Here is a 15,302-nt window from a genome sequence, read left to right on the forward strand (position 1 = left end):
ACGCCGACCGGACGCAGCGGCACCTGGTCGGGCTCGACGCCGCTGATCTTCTCCAGGGCGCGCATGGCGTCGGTCATCAGGTCGGCGTAGGGCAGTTCGAGCTCCTTGCACGCCGAGGTCACGAGTTCGGCCAGCTCGGAGTCCACCAGCGTGAAGAACACCGCGGTCGGCGTACGCTTGCGCGCCCGGATGGCGTCCAGCGCCTTCATCAGCGCGGCGGTCGTGTTGACGCGGCGGTGGCGGACCAGCCGGAACTCCAGCGTGGGGAACTGCGCGACGGCCGCGCGGGCGACACGGGCCCCCGACTCACCGGTCGAATCGGCGAGCAGGTGGATCTCCAGGGTGGTGTCCGGTAGGGAGGTGACGGCGTCGGTCACGGGTTCACTGGTGCCTTGCCACGCTCGCGCAACGCCTGAATGAACCCGGCGTCTACGCCCGCGCCCCCGCCGGAGGCGTCCCCGTCGTGCTCCTCGGTCCCGTCGGGGCGGTTGTCCCAGCGGGTCGGATCCAGGACGCGGTCGCGATCGATGAGCTGCTCGCGCCGCAACTGCGGCCCCTGCAGGGCGGCGCGCGGCACGGACGGCGAGGGGGTGGCGACCGGCGACGCCTGCTGGTCGCCGGACGGGCCGGAGGCGTCCAGGAAGACTCCGGTCGCGGGTCGGGAATCGGCGGCGGGGGTGCCGCGACTCGGCAGGTCAGCGACCGCGGTTGCGGGGGCATCTACCCTCTCGGCCTTGCGCGGCGTACCGCGGCCCCGGCGTAGGCGGATCAGGACACCGGCGCCCGCGATCAGGAGGACCACCACGACCACGAGCCAGATCGTCGGATCGCTCACCTTGGGCCTCCATCTTTGGGGTCGACGCGGCCATTCTAGAGGAGGGCACCCGCACAGGCGCCGCCGCACCACCCGCACAGCCCGGCCCCTCCCGGACGGCGCGGAAGGCCGCTGCCCCGCACCCCCACCCCTGCCCCGCGGGCACTCGGGCCCGACGACGGGGCAACCGACGCCTGCGGTTGCACGCGACGCGCATCCGCGCGCCCGCGAAGGCCCGGCCGCCGAACGAGACGTTCCTCCTTGTCACCGACGGGATCGGAAGCGCAGCAGCCCTCAACCACAGACGCGCTGAGACACGTCCGTCTCGACAGGTAAGAAGGCGGGCCTGAATGGTCAGACCAAACGCCTACAACGTGTAGTATTTCGCTCCAGAAACGCTGACATGCCACACAGGTCGGTGTCCTGGACAAGCGCGTCCCGACCACTTTCTCCTGCAGGCGTCAGCGCGCCCTCATTCCTTCGTGACTAGGAGAACCATGACGGTCGAAGCCCCCTCGAGGGACGCAGTCAACAGCCAGGATCCGTGGGAGGGTTTCACGCCCGGCCCGTGGCGCAGCACCATCGACGTGCGCGAGTTCATCCTCGCCAACTTCACCCCCTACACCGGCGACGCCACCTTCCTGAGCGGCCCGACCGCCAAGACGCTGAACGTGTGGGAGACCCTGCAGCGTGACTACCTCTCGGTCGAGCGCGCCAAGCGCGTCTACGACGTCGAGACGCACATCCCCGGCGACGTGGACGCGTTCCCCGCCGGCTACATCTGCGAAGACGACAACGTCATCGTCGGCCTGCAGACCGACACCCCGCTCAAGCGTCCGATGATGCCGGCCGGCGGCTGGCGCATGGTCGAGACCGCCATCAAGGAGGCTGGCCTCGAACCCGACGCGGAGATCAAGGAGATCTTCACCAAATACCGCAAGACGCACAACGAGGCCGTCTTCGACATCTACACCCCGCGCATCCGCGCCGCCCGCAGCAGCCACCTGGTCACCGGCCTGCCGGACGCCTACGGCCGCGGCCGCATCATCGGCGACTACCGCCGCGTCGCCCTGTACGGCGTGGACGCCCTCATCGCCGCGAAGGAAGCCGACAAGGACTCGGTGGCCGATCAGCCGTTCAGCGAGAACTGGGCGCGCTACCGCGAGGAGCACTCCGAGCAGATCAAGGCGCTGAAGAAGCTGAAGAACCTGGGCACCAGCTACGGCCTGGATCTCTCCCGCCCCGCGGCGACCTTCCACGAGGCCGTCCAGTGGACCTACCTGGCCTACCTGGCCAGCGTGAAGAGCCAGGACGGCGCCGCGATGAGCATCGGCCGCCTGTCGGGCTTCTTCGACGTGTACGCCGAGCGCGATCTGGCCACGGGCCTCATCACCGAGTCGGACGCCCAGGAGATCATCGACGCGCTGGTCACCAAGCTGCGCATCGTCCGGTTCCTGCGGACCATCGACTACGACCAGATCTTCTCCGGCGACCCCTACTGGGCGACCTGGTCGGATGCGGGCTTCGCCAACGACGGCCGCACCCTGGTCACCAAGACCTCCTTCCGGCTGCTGCAGACGCTGCGCAACCTCGGCCCGGCGCCCGAGCCGAACATCACCATCTACTGGGATCCGAAGCTGCCCGCGGGCTACAAGGACTTCTGCGCGCAGATCTCGATCGAGACCTCGGCGATCCAGTACGAGTCCGACGCCGACATCCGCGCCCACTGGGGCGACGACACGGCGATCGCGTGCTGCGTCTCCCCGATGGCCATCGGCAAGCAGATGCAGTTCTTCGGCGCCCGGCTGAACTCGGCCAAGGCGCTGCTGTACGCCATCAACGGCGGCCGCGACGAGATGTCCGGCAAGCTGATCGTCCCCGGCTACGAGGCGCTGACCGGCGACGGCCCGCTGACCTTCGACGAGGTGTGGGCCAAGTACGACCAGATGCTCACCTGGGCGGTCGAGACCTACGTCGAGGCGCTAAACATCATCCACTACAGCCACGACAAGTACGCCTACGAGGCGATGGAGATGGCGCTGCACGACGACGAGATCGTCCGCACGATGGGCTGTGGTATCGCGGGCCTGTCGATCGTGGCCGACTCGCTGTCCGCCATCAAGTACGCCACCGTGACGCCGGTGCGCGACGAGTCGGGCCTCGTGGTCGACTACGTCACCGAGGGCGAGTTCCCGCTGTACGGCAACGACGACGACCGGGCCGACGAGATCGCCGCCCTGGTGGTCAAGACGGTCATGGACAAGATCCGTTCCATCAAGCTGTACCGCGACGCCGTCCCGACCCAGTCGGTGCTGACGATCACCTCGAACGTGGTCTACGGCAAGGCGACCGGCTCGTTCCCCTCGGGGCACAAGAAGGGCACCCCGTTCGCGCCGGGCGCGAACCCGGAGAACGGCGCCGACACGCACGGCATGGTCGCGTCCATGATGAGCGTCGGCAAGCTCGACTACGACGACGCGCTGGACGGCATTTCGCTGACCAACACCATCACCCCGCCGGCCCTGGGCCGCACCGAGGAGGAGCGCGTCACGAACCTGGTCGGCATCCTGGACGCCGGCTTCGGTGAGGGGCTCTACCACGCCAACATCAACGTCCTCAATCGGGAGACGCTGCTGGACGCGATGGAGAACCCGGAGAACTACCCGCAGCTCACGATCCGCGTCTCCGGTTACGCGGTGAACTTCGTGAAGCTGACCCGTGAGCAGCAGCTCGACGTGCTGTCGCGGACGTTCCACGAGGCTCTGTGAGCATGAGCCACCTCAGCGCGGCGGTTCCCGGGGGCGACCCCGGGGCCGCCGTGCCACCCCCTCCGCCGGTCCGGGCCTCCATGCTCGGCGGCATTCCCGTAGCCGATCACCTGAGCCGTTCTGAACTGCTGGCCGCCCAGCGTTCCGGTGAGGTCGGATCGGTGCATTCCTGGGAGCTGGTGACGGCCGTCGATGGCCCCGGCACCCGCATGACGACCTTCGTGGCGGGCTGCCCGCTGCGCTGCCTGTACTGCCACAACCCCGACACCATGACCGCCAAGCGCGGCGTCCCGGTGCTCGCCGACGACCTGCTGGCCCGGATCAAGCGTTACCGCGGCGTCTTCAAGGCGACCGGCGGGGGCATCACGCTGTCCGGCGGGGAGATCCTGCAGCAGCCCGCGTTCGCGGCCCGCATCCTGCGCGGCGCCAAGGCGATGGATCTGCACACCGCGATCGACACCTCTGGTTTCCTGGGGGCGCACGCGTCCGATGAGATGCTCGCCGACGTCGACCTGGTGCTGCTCGACGTGAAGGCGGGCGACGAGGCCACCTATCACCGGGTGACCGGACGCCGCCTGCAGCCGACCCTCGACTTCGGCCGTCGCCTCGCAGCACTCGGCATCGAGACGTGGATCCGGTTCGTGCTCGTCCCGGGGCTGACCGACAACCCCGCCACCATCGAACCCATCGCCGACTACGCCGCCTCGCTGTCGAGCGTGACCCGCGTCGAGGTGCTGCCCTTCCATCAGATGGGCCGCGACAAGTGGGCCGATCTCGGCATGGCCTATGAACTCAGCGACGCGCGTCCGCCCGAGAACTCCGAGGTGGAGGCGGTGCGAGCGATCTTCCGCTCCCGCGGCCTCACCGTTCACTGATCCCGCACCCCACCCCCACCCGCACGCACCCCGCTCGCCCGCCCACACCGCACGCAAAGGACTCCCGTGAGCGCTCCGACCCAGACCAGCACCCCGGCGACGGGATTCACCGCGAACGTGTCGCGCGTCCTGGACGCGAAGATGCGGGTGCTGGACGGCGACCTGCCCCGCTACCTGCTCAAGGCCGGGCTCGCGGGCGTCCTGATCACCGTGATGCTGCTAGCGAACTACCTGGTCGTGGGGCTGTTCGCGGCGTCCGGGATGCCGGGCGGCGCCGTCGTGGGCAAGGTGCTGGGTGCGGGGGTGTTCGGGTTCGCACTGGTGTTCATCTACTTCCTGGGTGCCGAACTGGCGACCTCGACGATGATGGTCGCGGGCGTCGGTGCCGCCACCCGTCGGCTGAGTCCGCTGCGGTTCTGGAAGCTGCTGGGGGCCTGCATGCTGGGCAACGTGCTGGGCGGGCTCGTGATCGCCGTGCTGATCCGGTTCTCCAGCGTCCTGTCTGGCTCCACGTTGGAGTATGTCGGTCACGTCGTGGAGACCAAGCTCGCCTACCTCGACGGTGGCTGGGCCGGGTACGCGGACCTGTTCGTCCGGGCCATCTTCTGCAACCTGCTCATCAACCTCGCCATGGCGGCCGTCTACAACGGTCAGGTCCACTCCGGCCTCGGCAAAGCGCTGGCCATGTGGGCCTCGGTGCTGGTGTTCATCGTGATGGGCTTCGAGCACTCGGTCGCCAACGCGGGGCTGTTCCTGTCTTATGGCCTCGTCGCCCCGATCGACTGGGCGGCCGTCGTCGTCGCGATCATCGTCGCCTTCCTCGGCAACACCGTCGGCGGGGCCCTGTTCATCGGCGTCCCCTTCACCCACCTGGACGCCGCCCACTCCTGACGCCTCGACCGGCCACGAGTCAGGAGACGGTGTAGGCCGGAACGGCCTCCTTGCCGGGCTCGGACAGACCCCACACCGGATACATCACGGCGAACCCGGCGAACAGGCCCCCGTAGAAACCCGGGCCCGTGTGCCCGCCCTTGGGCAGTTCCCGCAGGTAGCTGGCCATCCCCGCCTTCTCGGCGGCGGCGGCGAGCTTGCGGGCGACCGCCAGGAAGACCGGATCGTCCTTCGCGGCGGTGAACACGGCCGTGCTGTCGGGCAGGTGGGTGTGCGCGAGGATGGTGAGCGGCTTGGCCTGCTCGAACAGGGCGGCGTCGCCCCCGAAGAGCTGCTTCAACGTGGCGTCGGGGTTCGTGGAGCCGGGGAACTCCTCCCCCGAAACGCTGACCACCCCCCGGAACACCTCCGGATGCTCGGCGCCCAGCGAGATCGCGCACTGCCCTCCGCTCGAATAGCCCGCGATCGTCCAGAACCGCGGATCGGACAGCACATTCAGGTTGGACCGCATCCACGGCACCACGTCGTCGAGCAGGTAGGTGCGCACCTTCCCCAGCGGGGAATCGACGCAGCCGGTGTCCTGCACGTCGACCCCCACCTGGTCGACGACGACGACGATCGGCGCGAGCCCGTTGTGGTTCGCGGCGTAGGCGTCCATCACCTGCCCGATCGGGCCGGGATCGGGATTGCCGGGATGCCCCATCATCATGAGCACCACCGGAAGCTTCGGCGGGGACGCCGTCAGGGCGGCGGGCGGCAGGTACACCCCGGCGTTGCGCGCGTTGAATCCGCTGGCGGTGTTGGGGATGGCGACCGTCCCCGTGGTCCCCTTGGTCGGCATGTCCGCCGGCGCCGTCCAGGTGCTCCACAGCCGTTGCGCGGCGGCGTCCTCCGCGGAGGTGTCCGAGGCGGACGCTTCCGGCAGGGCGAGGGGATCCTCCACCACGATGTTCAGCAGGTTGCCCAGCGTCCGGTTGAGGCCGAACACCGCGTTGATGGCGAGCGTCCCGGCAGCCATCACCGCGACGACGGTGACCGCGGCCACCACGCGCCGCGTCAGGTCCCCGCCCCGGGCAGCCCGGCCCGGCCGCGCGTCGGCCTCCGGGGAGGCGTCCGGATAGGAGCGCCGCGCCTGGACGCCGCGCGGCTTGCCCCTGCGGAACAGGGCGGCCACCGCCACCCCGGCGCCGGCCAGGGTCGCCGCCAGCAGCGCGTAGATCGCAAGCCCGAGGCCCACCCCGAACAGGTTCAGCCAGCGGATGCAGACGGCCCACAGTCCCACCGCGACGAGGACCCCAGCCACCGCCCCCAGGAGGGCGCCCAGCAAGGAGCGACGCGTCGGACGCCACAGCAGCGTCACGGCCAGCCCCACCGCCGCGAGCGCGTACGCCACGACGGGGACCGGCCCGTCGATGATCTGGACGCGCAGCAGCGCCGACCACAGGCCAGCGAAGAAGTCGCTCATCCTCCCAACCTTCCTGGACCACCCTGTGATCCGAAACCGGACACCATCCACATTTCCTCCCCCGACTGGGGGCACCGACACCCCTGATCGGGGGAGGGAACCCCCGCGATGGTCACTCGGGGGCCCTGGGCAGCCGCAGCCGGACGCGGAACCCGCCGTCGGCCGACCCGTAGCTCAGGGATCCTCCCAGCAGTTCGGCACGCTCCCGCAGGCCGAGCAGCCCGAGCTGGGCGCTCGGCAGCCCCAGCGGAGGTTCCGTCGGACGCCCGTTGACGATCGTCACGCCGACGGCCCGCTCGTCCGACCACAGCCACACCGCGACCGTCGAACCGGGAGCATGCTTGCGCACGTTGGTGAGTGCCTCCTGCACCGTCCGATAGACGGCCCGCTGCGCCGTCAGCCCGAGATCCGCGGGCAGCTCGCCGCCGACCTCCACGGGCATGCCGCTCGCGGCGATCAGGTCGTCCAGGTCGGAGGCGGTCGGCTGCGGCGCCAGCCCGGGGCTCTGCGTCCCCGCCGCCCGCAGCAGCAACACCATGGACCGCAGTTCCTCCAGCGTCGTCGAGGCGAGCGTCCTGATGGCGGCGGACGCCTCCCGCGCCGCAGGGTCGGTCGCGGTGACCTGCAGTGCCGCCGCCTGCACGGCGATGAGGCTGACCTGGTGGGACACGACATCGTGCATCTCCCGGGCGAGCTGGTTCCGCTCCCGCGCCAGCACGGTCTGCGCGTACAGCTCACGTTCGTGTTGGCGTCCGGCCTCGATCTCGGTGATCCGGGCGCGAAGGTCGGCGGTGGCCTGCATCAGCTGCCCGAGCAGGATCGGCGCGGCGGCGGTCGCGAACTGATACACGAACGACACCGCGGTGCGGTCCTGCTCGCTGGTGAACTGACTGGTCAGCGGCCACCCGATCGCCTCGGCGGCAGCGAACAGCGCCCCGCACACGACGAGCAGCCCGTAGCGCCGCGACCGCGCCGACAGCGAGAACAGCGCGATGATCGGTGCCGCGATGATGTTGGCGACCAACGCCGCCGGGAGGGTCAACGCGAAGGCCGTCAGCGGGAACCGGCGGCGGATCAGCAGCACGGCGCACGCCAGCACGCACGTGCCGTAGGTCAGGGCGTCATCGCCCGACCGGTGCAGGGCCGTGTCGGCCACGGCGACCGCCACCGCGAGGAGGTCCCCGACCCAGGCGGGGACGCGTCGCCACACCGCGAGGACGCGATTCACGAGGAGGCCGACCCCAGTTCCAGCAGGCCCGCCCGCTGGGCCGCGAGCGCGGCCTGGACGCGGCTGGTGACGCTCAGCTTCGCCAAGATGGCACTGACACGGTCCTTGACGGTCCCAGCACCCAGGTAGAGGCGAGCGCCGATCTCCGCGTTCGACAGTCCCTCGGCGACGAGCACCAGCACCTGGCGCTCCCGATCGGTGAGGGTGGCGACCCGGGCGGCCTCCTCCTCCAGGGCGGCGCCCTGTCCCGGATGGGCCTCCAGCAGGGTGCGGGACGCCCGGGGCGACAAGACGACCCCGCCTGCCGCCAGCGCGCGCACGTACTGGGCGAGCTGTTCTGGTTCGGTGTCCTTCAGCAGAAACCCCGACGCCCCCGCCCGCAGCGCCGCCATGACGTACTCGTCGGCGTCGAAGGTCGTCAGCATCGCGACGGCGGGGGGCGCGTCCATCGTCTCGAGGAGCCCCAGCAGAGTGATCCCGTCGACCTGGGGCATACGAATGTCGAGGAGCAGTACGTCGGGCTTCTCGGCCTTGATGACGTCCAGCGCCTCGACGCCCGACGCGGTGCCCACCACGCGGATGTCGTCGGCGGTGTTCAGGATCATCGTGAACCCCGTCCGGACGAGCGCTTCGTCATCCACAATCACCACACGGATCATGTTTGTCTCCTGTTCTGCCGCACCATGAACGCTAGATCACTCCGTCTTTCGACGGGGCCGACCCCGCCACGTGGCGGGGTGAATACCCTCCGATGGAGGTAGACGGTTACACCGGTCGGTTGACGCGGTGGCGGCGCCGGCGCGGTGAAGTAGTGTCATGCGTTTCCTGTCTTCCCGACTGAGCCGGATCCTGCTCCGGTTCCCCCTCTCCCTCACCCTCGGGATGGCGGCCCTCGGCGCCGCCATCGCGCGGTTGGCGTGGGCAGGCGAAGTCGAGTTCACGGGGCCTGGGTTCAGCGTGCTCTCGTGGCTGCTGCTCATCGGGTCGGTCGTGGCCGCCGAGCGTCTGGTCGGGACTCGCTGGGCGCTCAGCACCGCCGCCGCTGCGACGGCGGGCGGTGTCGTGCTGGCCTGGGTGCTGCTGTCGGCGGGCGCGGCGCTCGGCGAGCCGATGTCGGAGGAAGCCCTCACCTACCAGCCGTGGACGCCGTCGGTCACCAGTGCCGCGCTGCTGATGGCGGTGTCGGGGCATCTGCGTCCCGCCAGCCGCCGGACGCTGCGCTGGATCGTCGTGACGGCGGTCGCCGCCTTGCTGCTCACCACCGGGCACGCCTCGGACGTCTCCCGTGCGATCGCCGCCGGCCTGGGTTTCCTGGCCGGGACCGTCGGCCATGGGACGGTGCCCGTCGCGGGCTGGCGTCCGAGCGCGCAGGCCCGCTGGCGCAGCACCCTCTCCTCAGTGCTGCTCGTGGTGGCCAGCGCGCTGGCGCTCGTGGCGGTGGCGCCGAACGCGACGGGTCCGCTGGTGTGGCCGTGCATCGCTGTCGACCCGGTGGTCGCCCCCGTGGCCGCCGTGCTGCTGCTGGTCAGCGCCGTGCTGGTGTGGCGAGGGCGCGCCCTGGGCGTCATCTTGGGGGCGTCGGTCCTGGCCGCGGTCGCGGTGGTGGCGCTGACCGAGCTCGTGGTCCTGCCTGCGCTGGACGGCACCCTGGGCTGGTCGGATCTGAGCACCGAAGAGGCGGACTGGCAGTTCATCATCCTGCTGTCGGCGGCCGTGCCGGCCGTCGCGACGCTCGTGTTCGCCCTGGGCGCCCAGGCCGTGCTGCGGCGACGAGCCCCGCTCCCGACCGAGGCCGACCGGGAGCGGCTCCGGTCGGTGCTCCGGTCGGCGGGGGACGGCACCTTCGCGCACATGGCGACGTGGCGCGGCAACTCTTACTGGTTCGGCGAGGATGGATCGGCGGTCGCCTACCGGGTGCGTGACGGGGTGGCGTTCACGGTGGGGGATCCGATCACGAAGAACCCGGCAGCGGCGGTGCGCGCCTTCGCGGCGTTCTGCAACTCAGGAGGGTGGACGCCCGCGTTCTACAGCGTGCACGACGACGCCGCCGCAGCTCTGCAGACGGCTGGCTGGGCGCGGATGCCGGTGGGCACCGATTCCGTCATCGACGTCCCCGACTTCACCCTCAGCGGACGGTCGCGGCAGGACCTGCGCACGGCGGTCAACCGGGCCGGCCGCGAGGGCCTGTCCGCGTCCTGGACGTCGTACGCGGACGTGGCGCCACACCTGCGCGCCCAGATCGAGACGCTGTGCGCCGGCTGGGTCGACGGGCGGCAACTCCCCGAGATGGGCTTCACCCTGGGCGGCCTGAACGAACTCATCGATCCGGAGGTGCGCCTGATGGTGGCGGTCGACGCCGAGGATCGCGTCCACGTGGTGACGAGCTGGCTGCCCCGTTACCGCGACGGCGTCCTGGTGGGCTGGACGCTCGACGTGATGCGGCGGGACCCCAAGGCCATGCCGGGCGCGATGGAGTTCACCATCGTCTCCACCATCCAGCATGCGGCTGCGGACGGGCTGCCGATCGTGAGTCTGTCCGGGACGCCGCTGGCGGCCCACGACGGCGACACGTGCGGCGCCTTCACCCTGCGGATGAAGAAGGTGTTCGAGCCCGCCTACGGGTTCGCGTCCTTGGAGCGGTTCAAGGCCAAGTTCGGCGCGCGCCACGAGTCCTTGTGGATGTGCTACCCGCAGCCGATGCAGTTGAGCGTGATCGCCCCGGCCTTGCTGCGGACGTACATGCCGTCGCTGCGGCTCACCAGCGCCATCCGCGCCGTCCGCACCCTCGCCTGAGGCGGCCCCTCACCCCTCGATTCCGACGTCGAGGGACCACATGACGCCGAACCGGTCGAAGACCTGCCCGTAGTAGCCGCCCCAGGGCGCCTCCTCGAACGGCATGTTCACGCTGCCCCCACCTTCCAGCAGGGCCGCGATGATCCGGCGAGCGTCAGCGACGTCGTCGGCGGTGTAGAGCAGCGAGTAGGCGGTGTCGCGCAGCGCGTAGGTCTGATCCCCGGGGGCGGCGTCCCCGCCGGTGATCGTCCCGCCGGGCAGAACCAGGATCGCGTGGGCGACGCTGGCGGGGTCGGGCGTGAACGGCATCTCCCCCAGATCGCCGTCGCCGTAGGTCACGAGCGTGAGCTCACCGCCGAACACGTCCCGGTAGTGCTCGAACGCTTCGCGAGCGTTCCCGGGGAAGGCGATGTAGGTCGAGAGGGTCGGCACGATGTCCTCCTGCGTGGGTCTCGGTGGTGGGAGCCTAGGCACGGCTCACCGCCTGCGGCAATGGCCTGCGCCGTGCTGTGACGACACCGCAACCAGGCGTCCGCCTCTTCCACGACGAGGGGAAACAACGGCAAGGGTGCTCGGCCGCGACCGGGTGCGTGCGACGATCGGGCGTGCCCTGGTTCACTCATGAAGCCCCGCTCATCACTCGTCCCGAGATCGAGGCACTGCTCGATCGCATGGTCGCGGAGGCGAAGAAACGCCTCGACAGCCCCGAGTTGGGCCGCGTGCTGCTGCTGCCGCCCGACATCACCCGGGCCCACGCCGGGGTCGGCTGGATGACCGAGTACCTGTACCACCGGCTCACCGATGAGGGCTCCGACGTGTTCGTGATCCCGACGCTGGGTCAGCACGTCCCCCACACGCGGGAGGACAACGCATGGATGTTCGGCAGCATCCCCGAGGAGAAGATCCTCGTGCACGACTGGAAGAACGGCGTCACGAACGTGGGCACCGTGCCCGCCGAGTTCGTGCGTGAGGCGACCGGCGGCGCCGTCGACTGGGAGATGCCGATCGACCTCAACACGACCACCGTCACCCAGGACTGGGACCTCATCATCAACATCGGCCACGTCGTGCCGCACGAGGTGCTGGGGTTCGCCAACCACAACAAGAACTACTTCATCGGCCTGGGCGGCAAGCGGCTGCTGGGCGCCGCCCACATGGCGTCGGCCGTCTACGGCATCGAGAACAACCTGGGCAACCTGCTCACGCCCGTGCGGGAGTGCTTCAACTACGCCGAGTCGCACTTCCTCGGCGGGCTGAAGGACGTCTACTTCCAGGTCGTCATGGCCTACAACGACGACTCCCAACTCATCCACACCGGCGTGTTCGTCGGGGACGACCTCGACACCTACTTCGCGGCGGCCCGCGCCAGCCGGGAGCAGAACATCACCGTGTTCGAGGAGCCGGTCGCCAAGATCGTGGCCGTCATGCAGGAGGACGAGTTCCGTGCCACCTGGGTCGCCAACAAGGCCGTCTACCGCACCCGCATGGCGATGGCCGACGGCGGCGAGCTGCTCATCATCGCGCCCGGCGTCGAACGGTTCGGCGAACAGCCCGAGGTGGACGCCCTCATCCGGAAGTACGGCTACCTCTCCAAGGACGAGGTGCTGGAGCTGTACAAGACGGCCGAAGACATGCGCGACATCCCGCACGGCACCGCGCACCTGGTCCACGGCTCCCCCGAGGGCCGTTTCACCATCCGGTATGCCCCCGGCGGGCTGACCCGCGAGGAGATCGAGTCGGTCGGCTACGCCTACATGGATGTCCACGAGGCGCTGGAGCGCTACGACCCGGCCAGGATGCAGGACGGCTGGAACACCATGCCCGACGGCGAGCGCGTGTTCTTCATCTCGACGCCGTCCGCCGGCCTGTGGGCCACCCGGGAGAAGCTGGCCGGCCGCACACAAGACTGACGCCGTCGCCCGGCGTCACGGGGCGAGCCGGCGTCACGGGCTAGGGCGTTCAGCGCGGAGGGAGGGCCGTGGCGACCACGGCCGTCCCGTACGCGCACACCTCCACGAACGAGTCGCCGATGGGGCGGCTGTCGAACCGGACGGCCAGGACGGCATTGCCTCCGGCCCGTCCGGCCTCGGCGGTCATCCGGGACAACGCCTCGTGCCGTGCCCCGAAGGAGAACTGGCTGAACGTGGCCGCCTCCCCGCCGCCGATCGCCTCGAACGCCAGCCCGAGGCCGCCGGCCGGGGCGGCCGCGATCACCCCCATGACCGGCCCGAGAATCCGGTCGATCCGGTAGCCGGGCAATTGTTCTGTGGTGGAAACGATCATGCCTCCATCGTGGCAGGCATCGCCGCTGATGCCTCGGGTCGGGTCGGGGTGATGCCCCAGTCGGGGCGTCGGATGCGTCGGGCAGACTGGGGCACATGAGCGAACAGCACCCCACGCGTCCCCGTATCGTCCTGCGCGGCATCTCCTCCCGGGCCTGGGAACACCCCGCCGATCGAGGAGCGCTCGTGGCGCTGCGGAAGTTGCAGGGATTCGACGTCGTGGTGCGCAAGCTGTCGGGGGTGATCAATGAGCGCATGGTCAAGATGCTGCTGCTCGGGTCGGCGGTCCGGGTCACCGAGCGGCAGTTCCCGGTCGTGCACCGGCTGTACGTCGAGGCGGCGACCGCCCTGGACGTCCCAGAACTCCCGGAACTGTTCGTGGCCGCCTCGCCGATCCTCAACGCGTCCACGATCGGGATGGACGCCCCCAAGATCGTGCTCAACTCCGCCCTGGTCGATCTGCTGGACGAGGACGAGTTGCGGTTCGTGCTGGGCCACGAACTCGGGCATGCGCTCAGCGGACACGCCCTCTATCAGACGCTGCTCACCTACCTGGTGATCGCCGGGCAGAGCCTCGCGAGCCTGCCCTTCAGCGGGGTGGGCCTGTTCGTCGTCCGCACCGCCCTGGGTGAGTGGGCCCGCAAGGCCGAACTGTCCGGTGATCGGGCCGGGCTGCTCGCCACCCAGGACGTGAGCGTCGCCGTGCGCGTCCAGATGAAGCTCGCCTCCGGAGGGCATCTCGACCAACTCGACCAGACGGAGTTCCTGGCGCAGGCGCGCGAGTACGAGAACGCCGACGACCTGGGCGACTCCCTGATGAAGATCTTCCTGCTGGACTCGATGACGCACCCGATGGGGGTGGTGCGCGCCGCCGAGATCCGCCGCTGGGTCGACTCCGGTGAGTACGCCGCCCATCTCGCCGGCGGGTACCCGCGCCGGGACGAGGACAAGGACGCCACCATCTCCGCCGAGGCGGCCGCCGCAGCCGACAGCTACGCCTCCTCGTTCCAGGAGAGCGAGGACGCCGCAGCGAAGCTCCTGCGCGACCTCGGCCAGGGCATCGGGAACGTGGGCCGCTGGATCGGCAACCAGTTCACCCGGGAGTGATCGGGTACGGCAGCTCCGCAGCAACCGCTCAGGGGAGATGCCCGTAGCGACGCACCCTGACCGCGCCGAGGTATGCACAGCCCCTGCTGTTACCGTCGTGGGCGTGAATCCGGACGACACTCTCGCCTCCAGGGCGGAACTGCGGCTCGGTCCCGCACGAGGGAACTCCTGATGGGCGCCGGGCACTCCCATTCCCACGAGGCTCCAGCGCTCGGGCTGTCCGCGACCGCCCGTCGCGCGACGCTGGCCCTGCTGGTCGTCGTGGGGGTGGTGACGATCGCCGGGCTGATCTGGCTGTGGCCCATCAGCCATCCGTCCGTAGGCGGTTCCTCCATGACCGCGGAGGGCGTCGACGCCGTGTCGGGGCGGATCACCGCACTGGCCCCCTGCGAGGACACCGGCGAGTCATCCGGGCAGGGCCCCCAGCACGCCTGCCAGATCGCCCAGGTGGAGATCACCGGCGGGCCGTCGGCGGGCCAGACCGTGCCGGTGGAACTCATCGGCGTGAGCGGCCTGAGCGGGCTGCAGGTCGGCGACGGCGTCAACGTCGCCGAAGTCGCGGGGATCGACGGGGAGGCCTCCACGTGGGCGTTCGTGACCGCCGACCGGATGCCCGTCCTCATCGGGTTCCTGATCGTGTTCGTCCTCGCCGTGCTGGGCGTCGCCGGGCGCAAGGGCCTGTTCGGTCTACTCGGTCTCATCGTCGCCGGCGCCGTGCTGTTCGGGTTCATGATCCCCGCGCTCACCTCCGGGCACCCGGCGGTCGCGGTGGCGATCATCGGCTCCACGGCGATCATGTTCGTGGTGCTGTACCTGGCCCATGGCATCTCCTGGCGCACCACCTCGGCGTTCGTGGGCACGTGGCTCAGTCTCATCGTGACGACCGGCCTGGGCGCCCTCGGGGTGTGGATGGCACGGCTCAGCGGCATGTCGAGCGAGGAAACCCTCGCCCTGGCCGGGGTCCTCGGCAATCTGGACTTCCCCGACATCCTCACCTGCAGCCTCGTGATCGGCGGCTTGGGCGTCCTCAACGACGTGACCATTACGCAGGCCTCTTCGGTGTGGGAGATCCGCGCCGC

14 protein-coding genes are annotated in these 15,302 nt (G+C 70.0%); 7 read left to right on the forward strand and 7 right to left on the reverse strand.

Translation table 11 applies throughout. The features are described 5' to 3' along the window. The coding region (locus V7E09_RS10280) for a kinase/pyrophosphorylase (RefSeq protein WP_324523346.1) at positions 1-377 on the reverse strand (377 nt) is incomplete at its 3' end. After that, positions 374-835, reverse strand: coding sequence for a hypothetical protein (locus tag V7E09_RS10285; RefSeq protein WP_324509912.1), 462 nt, complete (start codon positions 833-835; stop codon positions 374-376). The genes V7E09_RS10285 and V7E09_RS10280, both read right to left, overlap by 4 nt. A 476-nt stretch (positions 836-1,311) precedes the next feature. Here V7E09_RS10285 and pflB point away from each other — a divergent pair, with 476 nt between their 5' ends. The 3 genes from pflB (at position 1,312) to V7E09_RS10300 (ending at position 5,348) form a co-directional block, all read left to right on the forward strand. Beyond that, complete coding sequence (gene pflB, locus V7E09_RS10290) at positions 1,312-3,582, forward strand: formate C-acetyltransferase (protein ID WP_324509914.1); 2,271 nt, start codon at positions 1,312-1,314, stop codon at positions 3,580-3,582. Between the two features lie 2 nt (positions 3,583-3,584). After that, complete coding sequence (gene pflA, locus V7E09_RS10295; protein WP_324509916.1) at positions 3,585-4,457, forward strand: pyruvate formate-lyase-activating protein; 873 nt, start codon at positions 3,585-3,587, stop codon at positions 4,455-4,457. Positions 4,458-4,523: 66 nt separating this feature from the next. Beyond that, positions 4,524-5,348, forward strand: coding sequence for a formate/nitrite transporter family protein (locus tag V7E09_RS10300; protein ID WP_324523347.1), 825 nt, complete (start codon positions 4,524-4,526; stop codon positions 5,346-5,348). A 19-nt stretch (positions 5,349-5,367) separates the two neighbouring features. Here the strand turns inward: V7E09_RS10300 and V7E09_RS10305 are convergent, their stop codons facing one another. The 3 genes from V7E09_RS10305 to V7E09_RS10315 form a co-directional block, all read right to left on the reverse strand. After that, positions 5,368-6,813 (reverse strand): alpha/beta hydrolase, encoded by a 1,446-nt coding sequence (locus V7E09_RS10305; protein WP_324523348.1) that lies wholly within the window; start codon positions 6,811-6,813, stop codon positions 5,368-5,370. 112 nt (positions 6,814-6,925) lie between these two features. Then, positions 6,926-8,041: a sensor histidine kinase gene (locus tag V7E09_RS10310; protein WP_324509921.1), complete on the reverse strand. Its 1,116-nt coding sequence runs from the start codon at positions 8,039-8,041 to the stop codon at positions 6,926-6,928. Continuing rightward, a complete protein-coding gene (locus tag V7E09_RS10315; protein ID WP_324509923.1) occupies positions 8,038-8,700 on the reverse strand; it encodes a response regulator transcription factor in 663 nt (220 codons plus the stop codon). The genes V7E09_RS10310 and V7E09_RS10315 overlap by 4 nt, the downstream gene beginning before the upstream one ends. A 157-nt stretch (positions 8,701-8,857) precedes the next feature. On the opposite strand from V7E09_RS10315, the gene V7E09_RS10320 reads away from it, so the two are divergent. Further along, entirely contained in the window at positions 8,858-10,834 is a 1,977-nt protein-coding gene (locus V7E09_RS10320) for a bifunctional lysylphosphatidylglycerol flippase/synthetase MprF (RefSeq protein WP_324509924.1), read from the forward strand. Positions 10,835-10,843: 9 nt separating this feature from the next. On the opposite strand, the gene V7E09_RS10325 is transcribed toward V7E09_RS10320, so the two are convergent. Further along, on the reverse strand, positions 10,844-11,266 hold the full coding sequence (locus V7E09_RS10325) for a VOC family protein (RefSeq protein WP_324523349.1): 423 nt from the start codon (positions 11,264-11,266) through the stop codon (positions 10,844-10,846). 173 nt (positions 11,267-11,439) lie between these two features. On the opposite strand from V7E09_RS10325, the gene V7E09_RS10330 reads away from it, so the two are divergent. Beyond that, on the forward strand, positions 11,440-12,744 hold the full coding sequence (locus tag V7E09_RS10330) for a lactate racemase domain-containing protein (RefSeq protein ID WP_324509927.1): 1,305 nt from the start codon (positions 11,440-11,442) through the stop codon (positions 12,742-12,744). A gap of 49 nt (positions 12,745-12,793) precedes the next feature. Here V7E09_RS10330 and V7E09_RS10335 read toward each other — a convergent pair whose 3' ends face one another. After that, positions 12,794-13,117 carry a YbjQ family protein gene (locus tag V7E09_RS10335; RefSeq protein WP_324509928.1) on the reverse strand — a complete coding sequence of 108 codons (324 nt, stop codon included), beginning with the start codon at positions 13,115-13,117 and terminating at the stop codon, positions 12,794-12,796. A 95-nt stretch (positions 13,118-13,212) separates the two neighbouring features. Here V7E09_RS10335 and V7E09_RS10340 point away from each other — a divergent pair, with 95 nt between their 5' ends. Both V7E09_RS10340 and V7E09_RS10345 read left to right on the forward strand, forming a co-directional pair. Beyond that, positions 13,213-14,223 carry a M48 family metallopeptidase gene (locus tag V7E09_RS10340; protein ID WP_324509929.1) on the forward strand — a complete coding sequence of 337 codons (1,011 nt, stop codon included), beginning with the start codon at positions 13,213-13,215 and terminating at the stop codon, positions 14,221-14,223. A gap of 171 nt (positions 14,224-14,394) precedes the next feature. Continuing rightward, the coding region (locus V7E09_RS10345) for a YibE/F family protein (RefSeq protein ID WP_324523350.1) at positions 14,395-15,302 on the forward strand (908 nt) is incomplete at its 3' end.

This window comes from Propioniciclava sp. (assembly GCF_036744435.1).
Lineage (GTDB): Bacteria > Actinomycetota > Actinomycetes > Propionibacteriales > Propionibacteriaceae > Propioniciclava.

What these genes read in the sequence shown, in the direction of transcription:
- V7E09_RS10340 (WP_324509929.1), top strand. Translation starts at nt 13,213, where the DNA reads ATGAGCGAACAGCACCCCACGCGTCCCCGTATCGTCCTGCGCGGCATC.
- V7E09_RS10305 (WP_324523348.1), bottom strand. Translation starts at nt 6,813, where the DNA reads ATGAGCGACTTCTTCGCTGGCCTGTGGTCGGCGCTGCTGCGCGTCCAG.
- V7E09_RS10320 (WP_324509924.1), top strand. Translation starts at nt 8,858, where the DNA reads ATGCGTTTCCTGTCTTCCCGACTGAGCCGGATCCTGCTCCGGTTCCCC.
- pflB (WP_324509914.1), top strand. Translation starts at nt 1,312, where the DNA reads ATGACGGTCGAAGCCCCCTCGAGGGACGCAGTCAACAGCCAGGATCCG.
- pflA (WP_324509916.1), top strand. Translation starts at nt 3,585, where the DNA reads ATGAGCCACCTCAGCGCGGCGGTTCCCGGGGGCGACCCCGGGGCCGCC.
- V7E09_RS10315 (WP_324509923.1), bottom strand. Translation starts at nt 8,700, where the DNA reads ATGATCCGTGTGGTGATTGTGGATGACGAAGCGCTCGTCCGGACGGGG.
- V7E09_RS10335 (WP_324509928.1), bottom strand. Translation starts at nt 13,117, where the DNA reads ATGATCGTTTCCACCACAGAACAATTGCCCGGCTACCGGATCGACCGG.